This is a genomic window from Pseudoduganella umbonata, from assembly GCF_014192225.1.
Lineage (GTDB): Bacteria > Pseudomonadota > Gammaproteobacteria > Burkholderiales > Burkholderiaceae_D > Rugamonas > Rugamonas umbonata.
In genome coordinates this window covers 400,535-413,619 of record NZ_JACHXS010000003.1, presented here as the reverse complement: position 1 = coordinate 413,619, position 13,085 = coordinate 400,535, and the positions used below count along the sequence as shown (strand labels likewise).

Below are 13,085 nucleotides of genomic sequence, written 5' to 3'. Positions count from 1 at the left end.
ATCGAAAGCGCCACTATAGCCGCCAATGCCTGTCAGCGCTGCAGCAGCATCGAGCGCACGATGCCTTCCTTGGCCAGTACATAGTCGTGCGCGGCCAGCACGAAGTTGGTCTGCGGCTGGACCACCTTCACGTTGATGAACACCATGTCGCTGGTTTCCGCATACGAGCCGACGACGACCGCCTGCGCATTGTGGCTCTGCGCCACTTCGCCGATCTCGCGCGTCAGCATCAGCTCGCCCTGGTTGCGTTTCAGGTAGACCGAGTTGCGCAGCTTCATTTCCAGCATCTTCAGGCCGCCCTGCGACATCCGGGTGGACACCTGCTCGGAGATCAGCCTGCCCAGCGTGGACGTCTGGTCCAGCGCATCGATGTTGACGATGGTGGCCATGATCAGCGGCTTCTCCGCCGCCAGCCTGCCGTTCAGCTGGGTCAGCAGCGCATCGGCCGCCTTGTAGTTGGCGTTGACGAACTGGTTCGACGACAGCGTGGCGTAATTCGCCTCTTCCTTCGGCGGCGCGCCGGCGCAGCCGGCCAGCAGGGCAGTGGCGGCGAGTGCGAGGGCAAGCGTGCGCATCAGCGGCCCCCCTGCACCTGGAATACCTTGGTCAATTGCGTGTCCTCTTCCTTGATGCCGTACAGCGCGCGGTCGGTATCGGCCACGTAGTACGCGGACGTGGAACGGGCATGGTAGCGGAACTGGTCGCCGACCGACAGCGTGACGATGATCTCCGTCTTCGGCGTGGCCCCCTTGGCGAACTGGCTGTGGAACCAGTGATAGGCATCGCCGGCGCCGGCCAGGGAGATGAGTCCGATGGTGGGATCGATGTCGGACAGCACCCAGGCGCCGTTAGCGATCGCCGTGTGCGCACCCGAGTACCGGTATTGCGGGCGGTTCGGCGTGAACGTGACGGCCTGGATGTCCAGCTCCACCTTCCAGGCACCGGCCGGCGAGCGCGCGACGATGAAGCCATCGTTGACCAGCGACGTGATGATCTGGCGCGTGACGGCACGCTTGAACGGCGACGCGTCCTTGTCCTCGGCAATGTGGAACGGCCGTTGCGGATGCTTCTTCATTTCCGTGACGACGCGCTGCTCGATGTGATCGGCCACCGCGTTCCAGTGCGAAGCGGCCTGCAGCTTTTCCTGGCGCGCGGTCGGGAAATTCGTCGCCAGCGGGGCAGGGGTGTAGGGAACGGCGCAGCCGGCCAGTGCGGCGGCAAGGGCAGTGGCGGTGACGACTTTGGCAAGCATGGAACGACCCGGAGTGATTAGCCGGGAAAGTGTATCACGCGCCATTGCCGCACGGAAATTGCGTGCACCATACCGTGGCAGCATTACGACGCCTCGAACGCGTGAACAGTGCAGACAAAACCGGTGACAGGCACCAGTTATTTTGAAACATTTCGCGAAAACTGGCGCCTGACACGGATGCAAGCCAGAGCGCGCCAGTCGGTTTCGTCAGCGCCGGTTCTGCTTCATCGCCGCCTGCACTTCGCGCTTGGCGTCGTGGTCCTTCTCGGAGGCGCGCTTGTCGTGCTGCTTTTTACCCTTGGCAAGGCCGATCTCGCACTTGATGCGCCCGCCCTTGAAATGCAGGTTCAGCGGTACCAGCGTATAGCCCGAACGCTCGACCTTGCCGATCAGCTTGTCGATTTCCTGGCGGTGCAGCAACAGCTTGCGCGTACGCACCGCTTGCGGGTGGATGTGGGTGGAAGCCGTGGGCAGTGCGCTGATATGCGCGCCAAACAGGTACAGTTCGTTATCGCGGATCGTAACGTAAGCTTCCTTGATCTGGACGCGCGCATCGCGGATCGCCTTCACTTCCCAGCCTTCGAGCGCGATGCCCGCCTCGTAGCGGTCTTCGATGAAGTAGTCGTGAAAGGCTTTGCGGTTATCTGCAATGGTCATGTGAAATGTGTGGGTTGCGCGGGTCGGTTAAACTACGGACTTCATTCGCGCCGGAGCGCGATTTGTCCAACATGATATCAAACGATATCAAACGATTAAAAACGGTTAAAAAATGGCGGTAGTGCACAAATCGGTATTCCTTGGCTACAGCGCACGGCAAATGTTCGACCTGGTGGACCGGGTGGAGGATTATCCCAAATTCCTGCCCTGGTGTGGCGGCGTGGAAGTGCGGGAACGCGGCGAGAACTCCGTGGTGGCGTCGGTGGGCATCAATTTCCATGGTGTCAAGCAAAGCTTCACCACGTCGAACGTGAACACGCCGCCCACCGCGATCAAGATGAACCTGGTCGACGGCCCGTTCAAGACGCTGCACGGCACCTGGACCTTCAAGCCTTTGCGCGACGATGCCTGCAAGGTGGAACTGGACCTGCAATATGAATTCTCGAGCCGCCTGCTCGAGCAGGTGATCGGCCCCGTGTTCGGCATGATCGCCAACAGCATGGTCGATTCCTTCTGCAAGCGCGCCGAAACGGTGTATGGCTGACGCCATGGCCGAGCGCATCAAGGTCTCGCTGAGCTACGCGCCGGCGCCGGGTCCGGATGCAACGTCGGTGGCGATGCCGATCCTGCGCGCGCTGGACGTCGAAGCGGGCACGACGATCGGGCAGGCCATCGAACTCTCCGGCATCCTGCAGGAAGCGCCGGAGATCAATCTCGTCACGATGCCGGTGGGCATCTACGGCAAGAAGAAAACCCTCGATACCGTGCTGCAGCCGCGCGACCGTATCGAGATCTACCGGCCGCTGATCGCCGACCCCAAGGATGCGCGGCGCCGGCGCGCCAAGCGCGACAGCGCTTCCTGAGCACCCGGGCACCGGCCGGCCACTGCCGCGAGCACGGCCAGCCCGGCGCCGAGCATCGGCACGATGCCGGGCTCCGGCACCGGCGTGATGGATTCGACCCGGATATCGGTGCCATAGCCGAATGTGGCTCCCTGGTCGAAGCCGCTGCGGTTCTCCACCGCCACCTCCAGGAAGCCAGTGCCGTCCGGCGCGTGATTCAGCCAGCGCACTGCGTCATGGCCGTCGCCCAAACCGGCCACGCGCAGCCACACCTCCACCGCTCCCGCTTCCAGCCGTTCGGCGGCGCCCGGCGGCGGTTCCGTCGACAGGCTGACGTCGTACGGCACGCTGAACAGCACAGCGGTGTTGGCCGACAGCGTAAACGCCGTTTCACCCGTGTCGCCATTCACGCGGCTGGCGACATTGAGGCCGGGTTCGGCCACCACCACGTATGTATCCACTGCCGCCGCCAGCATGGCACCGGTGGACGATACGCGGCCGGTGAGGTCGAACTGCGCCATGGCAGCCAGCGCCCCCTCGCTCCGCGCGATGACATACTGGATCGGCGCGGGATGCGTCCACGTCGGGACTGCCGTTTCGGTGACGGCGTCGCCGAGCGCCAGGTACATCGTCGCCATGGGAGCGGCAGCGCTGCCCGACGTGCCGGTGAACGTCATCGACGGGTCAATGCCATCGGCCAGGTCGAGATCGACAAGAATGAAGGTGAGGGGACCGAGCGACGCGCCGGCTTCCGCGGCAAGCGCCGTGGCGGGAACGGCGGAAAGGAGCGCCGCGGCTGAAAACGCTGCAGAAAGCGTGGAACTAAGCAATGACGGGCGCATCATGTCGGCCTCGCTGCTGGCTGGTGAATCCAATCAGCTTAGCACTTGCGCCGCGGTGCAAAAGGACTTGTTCCGCGCCCGTTGTACAAATGCACCAACCTTATAAATCCAGCATGCGCGGCGCGATGCCCATTGCCATGGCGATGCGTTCGCGGGTGCAGCGGCGCGGCCGCAGCCCCGCTTCCTGCTGCGCGTAGGCCGGCTGGCTGATGCCGATGCGGCTGGCGACCTCCAGTTGCGTCAGCCCCAGGTATTCGCGCCATGCGCGCGCCGGAGTCCAGGCGTTTTCGGCGATCATGCCCACCACCTGGTGGGGCACGTCGGTGTCCTTGTGACGCGATTGCGTCTGCATGTAGGTGGAGTAGGGAATGACGACATACACGGGCTCCCCGTTGGGCCCGTTGATGATCTGCACGTTCGTGAAAGCATTCATGGTTTGCTCGCTGGTCGGTTCAACGGATAAGGCTTTGCTTAGTCTGGCTTATATCGTTGAGCCGGCCGCGGCTTTGGTGGCCACTCTTGTGCGTGGTCAAACTTTATTGTGGGCAATGCGCTGCCAGCGCGTCGCGGTTGCGGCGCACCTGCTCGGCCTTCTGCGCGTCGTCCAGGAACACCCGTTCACCGTTCCGGTCGGCGGCAGCGATGCGGATGCCCGATTCCAGCACGCGCAAATTCGACCGCGCGCCGTCGCAGGCGGCTGCGGTGGCCGCCTTGTTCCGCGCCTGCGCGGCAGCCTGCTCGGCCTGCTGGGCCCCCTCCGCGCGGCGCTTATTGAACTCGGCATTGCGCTCCGCGGTGGACAGCGGGGTTCTCGCCGGCGCTGCCGGTGCAGGGATGGCAACGGATGCGTTTGCCGAAGTGGGCTGTTCAGCCAGCTCCTTGCGCAGGTCCGGCATCTGCCCGCGCGGCGCTTTCAGGATGCGCGACGCCGGCACCGACGGCGGCGGAGGCTGGTCCGACAGGTGCCGCACGTTGTTGGCATCCTTCCATACCCACTGCGCCTGCGCGGCCGCGCAGCCGGCCGCGAGCAGGGCGCCCAGTATCCATTGCCTGTGTTTCATGATCTTTATTTCCGTACAGAATTATGACGATTGGACCCCGATCAGGCGCACGTGTCAATCGCGGAAGCACTAACTTTTCCATAATGCAAGGACTTATTGCGCCAACTTCTGTATAATTCACTTTTGCGCCGATAGGAAAACTACCATGCGTCTTCTTCAAAAAGCACTCACGTTCGATGACGTGCTCCTCGTTCCCGCGTACTCGAACGTTCTGCCTGCCAATACGTCCCTTCGCACCAAGCTGACCCGCAACATTTCGCTGAATATTCCGCTGTTGTCGGCCGCGATGGATACCGTCACCGAAGGCCGCCTGGCGATCGCGATGGCGCAGGAAGGCGGCATCGGCATCATCCATAAAAACCTGCGCCCGGCCGACCAGGCCCGCGAGGTGTCGAAGGTCAAGCGTTTCGAAGCGGGCGTGCTGCGCGACCCGATCACGATCCCGCCGGACATGAAGATCCGCGACGTGATCAAGCTGACCGAACAGCACGGCATCAGCGGCTTCCCGGTCGTCGAGGGCAAGCAGGTGGTGGGCATCATCACCAACCGCGACCTGCGTTTCGAGGAAGAGCTGGACGCCGAAGTGCGCGCCAAGATGACGCCGCGCGAAAAGCTGGTGACCGTCAGCGAAACGGCCGACACGGCCGAAGCCAAGCGCCTGATGAACAAGCACCGCCTGGAGCGCGTGATCGTCGTCAACGAAGCCTTCGAGCTGCGCGGCCTGATCACGGTAAAAGACATCCAGAAATCCACCGAACACCCGAACGCCTCGAAGGACCAGCATGGCAAGCTGCTGGTCGGCGCGGCGGTGGGCGTCGGCGCGAAGGACGAGGAACGCATCGACCTGCTGGTGGCAGCCGGCGTCGACGTGCTGGTGGTGGATACGGCGCATGGCCACTCCCAGGGCATCCTCGACCGCGTGAAGTACATCAAGACCAAGTATCCGCACGTGGACGTCATCGGCGGCAACATCGCCACCGCGGCCGCCGCCAAGGCGCTGGTCGAATACGGCGCGGATGCGGTGAAGGTCGGCATCGGCCCCGGCTCGATCTGCACCACCCGTATCGTGGCCGGCGTGGGCGTGCCGCAGATCACCGCGATCTCGAACGTGGCGCAGGCGCTGGAAGGCACCGGCGTGCCCTGCATCGCCGACGGCGGCATCCGCTTCTCCGGCGACATCAGCAAGGCGCTGGCCGCCGGCGCGTCGACCGTGATGATGGGTTCCATGTTCGCCGGCACCGAGGAAGCGCCGGGCGAAGTGATCCTGTTCCAGGGCCGCTCGTACAAGTCCTACCGCGGCATGGGTTCGCTGGGTGCGATGGCCGAAGGCTCGGCCGACCGCTACTTCCAGGAAGCCTCGGCCAAGGCCGACAAGTTCGTCCCCGAAGGCATCGAAGGCCGCGTGGCCTACAAAGGCTCGGTACTGGCGATCATCTTCCAGCTCGTGGGCGGCGTGCGCCAGTCGATGGGCTACTGCGGCTGCGCCACGATCGACGAACTGCGCGAGAAAGCGGAATTCGTCGAGATCACTTCCGCCGGCATGCGCGAATCGCACGTGCACGACGTGCAGATCACCAAGGAAGCACCGAACTACCGTTCGGAATAAGCGTCTCCCTGAAACGCCGGCGCTCGACAGCGCCGGCGTTTTTCTTCAGCGTTTCTTCTTTCAGTCCCGGTTCCCCCAAGTTCAGTAAAGCCAAAACATGCACTCCAAGATCCTCATCATCGACTTCGGTTCCCAGGTGACCCAGCTGATCGCACGCCGCGTGCGCGACGCCGGCGTGTTCTCCGAGGTCTATCCGTACGACGTATCGGAAGAATTCGTCCGCAACTACGGCGCTTCCGGCGTGATCCTCTCCGGCAGCCACAACTCCACGCTGGAAGGCGATTCGCCGCGCGCGCCGCAGGCCGTGTTCGAACTGGGCGTGCCGGTGCTGGGCATCTGCTACGGCATGCAGACGATGGCCGCGCAGCTGGGCGGCAAAGTGGAAAACGGCCTGGTGCGCGAATTCGGCTACGCCGAGGTGCGCGCCCGCAACCACACGTCGCTGCTGAACGGCATCAACGACTTCGTCACGCACGAAGGCCACGGCATGCTGAAGGTGTGGATGAGCCACGGCGACAAGGTGCTCGACATGCCGCCGGGCTTCAAGCTGATGGCCTCGACCGAGAGCTGCCCGATCGCCGGCATGGCCGACGAAGAGCGCAAGTTCTTTGCCGTGCAATGGCACCCGGAAGTGACGCACACCGTGCAGGGCAAGGCCATGCTGGGCCGCTTCGTGCACGAGATCTGCGGCTGCAAGTCCGACTGGAACATGCCGGACTACATCACGGAAGCCGTCGAGAAGATCCGCGCCCAGGTGGGCACCGATGAAGTCATCCTCGGCCTGTCCGGCGGCGTCGATTCGTCGGTGGCCGCCGCGCTGATCCACCGCGCCATCGGGGACCAGCTGACCTGCGTGTTCGTCGACCACGGCCTGCTGCGCCTGAACGAAGGCGAAATGGTGATGGACATGTTCGCCAAGAATCTGGGCGTGAAAGTCATCCGCATCGACGCGGTCGACCAGTTCATGGGCCACCTGGCCGGCGTGACCGACCCGGAACAGAAGCGCAAGATCATCGGCCGCGAATTCGTCGAAGTGTTCAACGCCGAATCGGCCAAGCTGACCAACGCGAAATGGCTGGCGCAGGGCACCATCTACCCGGACGTGATCGAGTCCGCCGGTAAAGGTAAAAAAGGCCAGACGATCAAGAGCCACCACAACGTGGGCGGCCTGCCGGAGCACATGAAGCTGCAGCTGCTCGAACCGCTGCGCGAGCTGTTCAAGGACGAAGTGCGCAAGCTGGGCGTGGCGCTCGGCCTGCCGTACGAGATGGTTTATCGTCACCCGTTCCCGGGCCCTGGCCTGGGCGTGCGCATCCTCGGCGAAGTGAAGAAGGAATACGCCGACCTGCTGCGCCGCGCCGACGCGATCTTCATCGAAGAGCTGCGCAACACGCCGTACGAAGCGGTCGTGGTGCCGGGCTTCGACCAGGATGGCGCGCCGCGCAACTGGTACGAAGCCACGTCGCAGGCGTTTGCCGTGTTCCTGCCGGTGAAATCGGTGGGCGTGATGGGCGATGGCCGCACGTACGACTACGTGGTGGCGCTGCGCGCCGTGCAGACGCAGGACTTCATGACGGCGCACTGGGCGCACCTGCCGCATGAGCTGCTGGGGCGGGTGTCGAACCGGATCATCAACGAGGTGCGCGGGTTGAACCGGGTGGTGTATGACATTTCCGGGAAGCCGCCGGCGACCATCGAGTGGGAATGATGAGCTAGCCTGAATGCTCAGGCATTCACAGGCAATTCATTAAAACTAAGCCCCTGATTCCAGGGGCTTTTTTTATGCCGAGATCGCAAAAGCGCGCAACATCGAGCAACTCGAAGCACGACAGTTTTATGGCATTCATCACGGTACTGAAACTGGCGGTGCTAGCTCATCGGCAAAGTACCATGTTGCCGAAAATATCTTAAAACTCGCGATCATGGTATCGGATTTTGAGTAAGTCGTTGTTTCTAAAGTCATTTCTTCCGTAGTTTCATGGTATTGAACCTTCATGGTATTTCGGAGGTCAAATCAGCGTGTCGCGCCTTTACGGTGTTTGGTAAGATTATGTAAGTGCTTGATTTCTAAGGTATATTCATGATTTCACGGTATCGCGAAGTGACTGAAATGCTGACTGACGCAAACTTCGGAGTTTGAAGCCTGAACCAGGGCCTTACAAGGTCGCTGACCGGGACGGTTTGTACGTCATGGTGACGTCTACTGGCGGAATCTCGTTTCGCTATAATTACAGCCTCAACAATCGCCAGGAGACATTGGTACTGGGGATGTACGGCCCTGGCATCGTTGCCCGTGGCGCGCCGGCTGTCGCGGTGCATGCGCGTGAGATCGTCATGCTGGTGTTCCGCTATGCGGCCCAGCGAGGCGAGAAGCACCCGAATCCGGCCGATGGGGTGCCACCGGCCTCGATCGCCAAGTTCGAGCCGCGCGACCGTACGCTGACGACGCACGAGATCAAGCAGTTCTATCGCTACCTGGACCGGACGCAGTGCGCGCCAACGATCCGCATTGCTGCGCGCATGCTCCTGCTGACGATGGTGCGCAAGTCGGAGCTGACCGATGCGACATGGTCCGAGATCGATTTCGCCAATCGGGTCTGGACCATCCCCGGGGTGCGGATGAAGCGGCGCAATCCACATAATGTCTACTTGTCGAACCAGGTGCTCGACATGCTGATTGCGTTGAAGACGTGTGCGGCCGGGTCGCGTTACTTGCTGCCATCCCGTTATGACCCGGACAAGCCGATGGCCGGCGCGACCTTGAATCTTGTGCTGCGCTCTGTCGTCGAGGCAGCGAAAGCGGATGGGGTGACGATGACCGATTTTTCGCCGCACGATTTGCGTCGCACCGGGTCGACACTGCTGCACGAAGCGGGCTTCAACAGCGACTGGATCGAGAAGTGCCTGGCGCACGAGCAGCAGGGTGTGCGGGCGGTCTATAACAAGGCCGAGTATGCGGAGCAGCGCCGGAACATGATGCAGCAGTGGGCCGACATGATCGACCAGTGGGTTGCTGCGACAGAGTAAGTTGCTCGTTCAGAGCGCTGGTTCCCGCGATCGTTGTCCCGGCGCGGGCTGGGGCAGGGCTGCCTGGCGCTGGCGGGCGATCCAGTCGTCGACTTCCTGCAAGTCCCAACCGACCATGCGCGCTGTGATGGAAAAGCGCTGCGGGAATGCGCCGCGCTTTTCCATTTCGAAAATGGTGCGGTCGCTCATCGGGACTTTGCGCAGCAGCTGCTTGCGATTGATGATGACGTGGCCAGGAACCTTTAGATCCTGCTCGGTGAGGGGGCGGGTTTTCATGGTGTGCTAGCTCCGGTGACTGTCCTTCGATCGTAGAGCACGTGCCTGATGCGGCGAACGCTATCGGCATAGGTCCAGATGTAAATCAAGCACAGCCAGGAAACTTCACGATGGATTCTGATCTGGATTGAATCCAGCTTGGTTCGGTGACGTCCAGCAGTGTGCGGCACCGTTCATTGCCATAGGTGGCGCTCATCCAGCGGAACTCACATGCCGTCGCATGGTCAACTCGCACGGATAGCCCGGGAGGTGACATGGTTGAGCGTAGACGGATATCAGTGGAGGCCGCGGAAGTGGTGGCCGAGAGGCTTGCCACGATCGCTGAAATCAGGCGCTGGGACGCCACGATGGTATTGGCCTCAGTGGTACGGTCCGTCAGTCTTGAGGCCGGGAGAGGCCATGTTTCATGCGAGGGCCACGTTGAGCGGAGACGCCATGCATCTGGCGTCCGCGTCGCCGTCAACACGGTCTGCGAGCTTGCATGATGATCCCATGCATTGCGCTTCCTGGACGCAGGGACCTGGCGAAGGCTGCTTCGGGAACGATTGGCATCAATGGGATCGGTGGCATGATGCGTCGCCGAATGCCCACGGCTTCGGTGATGAAAATTTTCCTGGGATTTATTCCGGTGTCGATACCTCGTTATGTTCGTCGACTTCGATATCAGGTGATCAGGGTTGCTCGACGCACTCACCATTACTCGTTCCCGAATAGTGCTGACACTGTGCGCGCTGGGAAATGCAACTAACCGAAGGAGAGAATCTACACATAAGGCTCTCTCGACGCTAACAAATGCGAACAAGCCGACGATATGTCATCAGGGCATCCAGGAAGGTTCGGATCCCGCCGGGCACTGAAGAGGGGCGCTGATCGACTACGCCGTCGGGCAAAGACTGCGCAAATCCCTCGACGCTGCGCGATTTGCTAACATGCTCATTTGGCACATCGACAAGCATGCCCTGACAGGCACGCGGTATCCGGCAATGATTCCATTCACTTTCAACGACATTGAGGTAGGCGCGCGCCTGGTCGTGGCCCTGGCGCGCCAGGCCGCGTCCCTGCGCGGCATGCCGATCACCTATGGCGACCTGCTCACGCTGGCGCGTTCCCTGTACCCAAAGGACGAGGTACTCGGCCGTGCGGTACAGGTGGGCATCGGTCCCAAGCTCCAGTTTGTGGAAAGCTTTTGCGCTGTGCACGGCTATCCCAACCTGGCATGCCTCGCAGTGAACAGGGAGACCTCGCGGCCAGCGCCCGGGTACCAGGGCGACTGGGAAGCCGACAACCGCGCCGTTGCCGCTTTCGACTGGCGTGCAGCCGATGCGCAGCTGGCGGCCTACGTGGCGGCGATGCGCGCCAAGGTGCCGCCACGCTTCAAGCCGCGCAAGGAACGGCCGGCAGACGTGGCCTGGTATGCCTATTTCTGTTCGCACCGGGCGGCCTGCGAGAAGCTCACCGCGGAAGACAAGCAGGAGATCATCAACCAGATGATGGCGGGACTCGACCCTGAGGCGGCATTGGCGCGCGTGCTGGCTGCGAAGCAGGACTTTGGCAGCGCTTCTTGAGGCGAGGTCTGCAAGCTGCGGAAAATTCATCGACCGGATACGTGAGCATAGCGGTCGCTCGATAATGTGGATTATTCCCTTACGAAATTAGTCGGCCCGCTATTTCGGCAAGGACGATACCCACCTGTTCAAAGGAACCAGGATCGACACGGCGGCGGCCTGTCCGCATGCCGAGCAGTGGCGCGTCAGGCGCGAAGCCGTGACCGCGCGCGCAGCCGCGCGCCGCCAAGGACCAGCAAGCCCGCCAGCGCCATGGATAGCACACCGGGCCCGGGCACAAGCAGGGGAGAATTAGCGTGGGCCCAGGTATTGAATATGACCGTGCCGAACACGCCTTCGAGTGTCGTGTTGTCATGTGCAACGGTCATCGTCAACGTCTTGTCCACGTCGCGCGCTGGCCCGGCTGATGATCGATGCCGGCGCCGATGCGGTGATCGGCGGCCATCCGCACGTCACGCAGGAAGTAGACCGACCGCTCACCGTGTAGGGAAGGGGAAACCCGGCTACCGGGGCAAACACGCTGCCAGTGCGTCGTTGGCACGTTAGACAAGGGCAGATGCCGACGCCGTTTGGCTCTGCCGCCACTTCGATTTGCAGCTGACCGCAGGTGTCAGGATTGAAAGCGGCTTTTGCGCTGGATGCAATTTGTTGCCGGTATAGTCGACCCAGTCTATAACATCCCCTATCACGTGCTCGGGCGCGGGTGGATACCCTTTGCAAGCAGGTATGCAGACTCATGCTGATACCTGAGCAAACGAACCGTGGACGTGTAGCGTTTTGGGAAAGTAATGTGTCCAACCACCCGGTAACCTGCAGATTTCCACGCATCGAAAAACAGATCGGTGTGGGTCCAACCGTAGAAACTAATGCAGAAGCTATTACTCCTGAGTACGCGGTACATTTCTCGGAACGCTGGTCCAAGCCAGGCACTATTGTCATCATTCTGGACGGTTCGTGTATGAGGACCGCGAAACGCTGGCCGCCGCCGGCGGCGCATCGAGAAAAAAACGGTTTGACGCATCTTGGCGGGGCGCTAGCTGGAGAGCGTGGCGCAAAAGCCGCTGTCTGCCCTCGCGGCGCATCGTCAGGAAGTACGCAATATCGGCGGGCCATCAGCACAGATAGCATTGCGCCAGGCAGCGAGACACTTCCCGCGCATTCTGAAAGTCAGCACCACGAGGCCGGCAATGAAAGCAAGCCACGTGCTGGGCTCCGGCACGAGAGAGCTGGCCACGGAAAATGTCCAGAGATTGAGTCTCATCTGCTCTGCCTGGTTGCTGTTGTTCACGTGGCTCACGAAAAGATCCTTCTCAACAGTCCCGGGAGTGGTGATGCTGGCAGAATCCAGGTCTCCAAAGTCATCGTTACCCAAGCTCAGGAACACCGCGGAGCTGTTCGCGATGAAGAACGACGTTTCCAGGAACTCCGAACTGACCAAAGCATGCGTCGAAAATTCGATCGACGTGTAGGGCATGACAAGGACCAGCACGCTGAATTGAACCCTGGTAATTGCATAACCTGTCCCGCCGCTTCGCCGAGCCTCCGTGCTCGCGCCAAAATTGCCGTCGGTTGTCCACGAATAAGAAACCCGATCCAACTCGTCATCGCCGCCCATTGCGGTGCCAACCGGGATCGGTCCATCTTTTTCGCGGTATTCGCCGCCGATTTGGCTTGACACGATACTGTAGAACTGGCCTTGAGTGTTACTGAACTCAGGCGCAACGGGTAGATAGCTGTCCGTGGTATCGAGGTCGCGGAGTGTGAACTGGAGCTCCGTATTAGACGCGCTACTTCTGCCTTGCGCATGGCTCGGAGAACTGAATGCTACCGATAGCGCAGTAGCTGCCATCAATATGAGTTTTGTATATCCCATGATTTCCTCTCGAAACATCCGGTGCGTAGCGGGTTCCAGCACTGTAGAAATAGCACAAAATTAAGAAAAAGCTAATTGATTTTC

The 13,085-nt window shown here is 61.5% G+C and carries 14 protein-coding genes and 3 pseudogenes; 7 read left to right on the top strand and 10 right to left on the bottom strand.

Annotated elements, in window-relative coordinates; genetic code table 11:
- Positions 1–32: 32 nt before the first annotated feature.
- From FHS02_RS10470 to smpB, 3 genes are all read right to left on the bottom strand, one after another.
- Positions 33–575: a FlgO family outer membrane protein gene (locus tag FHS02_RS10470; protein WP_137313370.1), complete on the bottom strand. Its 543-nt coding sequence runs from the start codon at positions 573–575 to the stop codon at positions 33–35.
- Positions 575–1,252, bottom strand: coding sequence for a hypothetical protein (locus FHS02_RS10465; RefSeq protein WP_137313369.1), 678 nt, complete (start codon positions 1,250–1,252; stop codon positions 575–577). Before FHS02_RS10465 ends, FHS02_RS10470 begins: the two co-directional genes overlap by 1 nt.
- A gap of 207 nt (positions 1,253–1,459) precedes the next feature.
- A complete protein-coding gene (smpB, locus tag FHS02_RS10460) occupies positions 1,460–1,909 on the bottom strand; it encodes an SsrA-binding protein SmpB (protein WP_130188867.1) in 450 nt (149 codons plus the stop codon).
- Positions 1,910–2,021: 112 nt separating this feature from the next.
- Here smpB and FHS02_RS10455 point away from each other — a divergent pair, with 112 nt between their 5' ends.
- Positions 2,022–2,453, top strand: coding sequence for a type II toxin-antitoxin system RatA family toxin (locus FHS02_RS10455; protein WP_137313368.1), 432 nt, complete (start codon positions 2,022–2,024; stop codon positions 2,451–2,453).
- Positions 2,454–2,457: 4 nt separating this feature from the next.
- Entirely contained in the window at positions 2,458–2,772 is a 315-nt protein-coding gene (locus FHS02_RS10450; RefSeq protein WP_175424980.1) for an RnfH family protein, read from the top strand.
- Here the strand turns inward: FHS02_RS10450 and FHS02_RS10445 are convergent.
- The 3 genes from FHS02_RS10445 to FHS02_RS10435 form a co-directional block, all read right to left on the bottom strand.
- The gene (locus FHS02_RS10445) at positions 2,703–3,596 is read right to left on the bottom strand and encodes a hypothetical protein (RefSeq protein WP_183444253.1); all 894 of its coding nucleotides are present in this window, start codon (positions 3,594–3,596) and stop codon (positions 2,703–2,705) included. The genes FHS02_RS10450 and FHS02_RS10445 overlap by 70 nt on opposite strands.
- Before the next feature lie 97 nt (positions 3,597–3,693).
- The gene (locus tag FHS02_RS10440; RefSeq protein ID WP_137313365.1) at positions 3,694–4,026 is read right to left on the bottom strand and encodes a helix-turn-helix domain-containing protein; all 333 of its coding nucleotides are present in this window, start codon (positions 4,024–4,026) and stop codon (positions 3,694–3,696) included.
- A 103-nt stretch (positions 4,027–4,129) separates the two neighbouring features.
- Positions 4,130–4,654, bottom strand: a complete 525-nt coding sequence (locus FHS02_RS10435; protein ID WP_137313364.1) for a DUF4124 domain-containing protein — start codon at positions 4,652–4,654, stop codon at positions 4,130–4,132.
- A 145-nt stretch (positions 4,655–4,799) separates the two neighbouring features.
- Here FHS02_RS10435 and guaB point away from each other — a divergent pair, with 145 nt between their 5' ends.
- From guaB to FHS02_RS10420, 3 genes and pseudogenes are all read left to right on the top strand, one after another.
- On the top strand, positions 4,800–6,260 hold the full coding sequence (gene guaB, locus FHS02_RS10430; RefSeq protein WP_137313363.1) for an IMP dehydrogenase: 1,461 nt from the start codon (positions 4,800–4,802) through the stop codon (positions 6,258–6,260).
- 97 nt (positions 6,261–6,357) lie between these two features.
- The gene (gene guaA / locus FHS02_RS10425; RefSeq protein ID WP_137313362.1) at positions 6,358–7,968 is read left to right on the top strand and encodes a glutamine-hydrolyzing GMP synthase; all 1,611 of its coding nucleotides are present in this window, start codon (positions 6,358–6,360) and stop codon (positions 7,966–7,968) included.
- 402 nt (positions 7,969–8,370) lie between these two features.
- Positions 8,371–9,287 (top strand): annotated as a pseudogene (locus tag FHS02_RS10420) (tyrosine-type recombinase/integrase).
- A gap of 9 nt (positions 9,288–9,296) precedes the next feature.
- Here FHS02_RS10420 and FHS02_RS10415 read toward each other — a convergent pair.
- Positions 9,297–9,563: a helix-turn-helix transcriptional regulator gene (locus FHS02_RS10415; protein WP_137313360.1), complete on the bottom strand. Its 267-nt coding sequence runs from the start codon at positions 9,561–9,563 to the stop codon at positions 9,297–9,299.
- A 983-nt stretch (positions 9,564–10,546) separates the two neighbouring features.
- Between FHS02_RS10415 and FHS02_RS10410 the strand changes: the two genes are divergently transcribed.
- Complete coding sequence (locus tag FHS02_RS10410; RefSeq protein WP_137313359.1) at positions 10,547–11,128, top strand: hypothetical protein; 582 nt, start codon at positions 10,547–10,549, stop codon at positions 11,126–11,128.
- A 185-nt stretch (positions 11,129–11,313) separates the two neighbouring features.
- Here the strand turns inward: FHS02_RS10410 and FHS02_RS10405 are convergent, their stop codons facing one another.
- A complete protein-coding gene (locus tag FHS02_RS10405) occupies positions 11,314–11,514 on the bottom strand; it encodes a hypothetical protein (protein ID WP_175424635.1) in 201 nt (66 codons plus the stop codon).
- Between FHS02_RS10405 and FHS02_RS10400 the strand changes: the two are divergent.
- A pseudogene (locus FHS02_RS10400) lies at positions 11,514–11,597 on the top strand (CapA family protein); the annotation flags it as partial. The gene FHS02_RS10405 and the pseudogene FHS02_RS10400 overlap by 1 nt on opposite strands.
- A 38-nt stretch (positions 11,598–11,635) precedes the next feature.
- On the opposite strand, the pseudogene FHS02_RS32170 reads toward FHS02_RS10400, so the two are convergent.
- A pseudogene (locus tag FHS02_RS32170) lies at positions 11,636–11,866 on the bottom strand (GFA family protein); the annotation flags it as partial.
- A gap of 346 nt (positions 11,867–12,212) precedes the next feature.
- Entirely contained in the window at positions 12,213–13,001 is a 789-nt protein-coding gene (locus FHS02_RS10395; protein ID WP_175424769.1) for a PEP-CTERM sorting domain-containing protein, read from the bottom strand.
- Positions 13,002–13,085 lie beyond the last annotated feature (84 nt).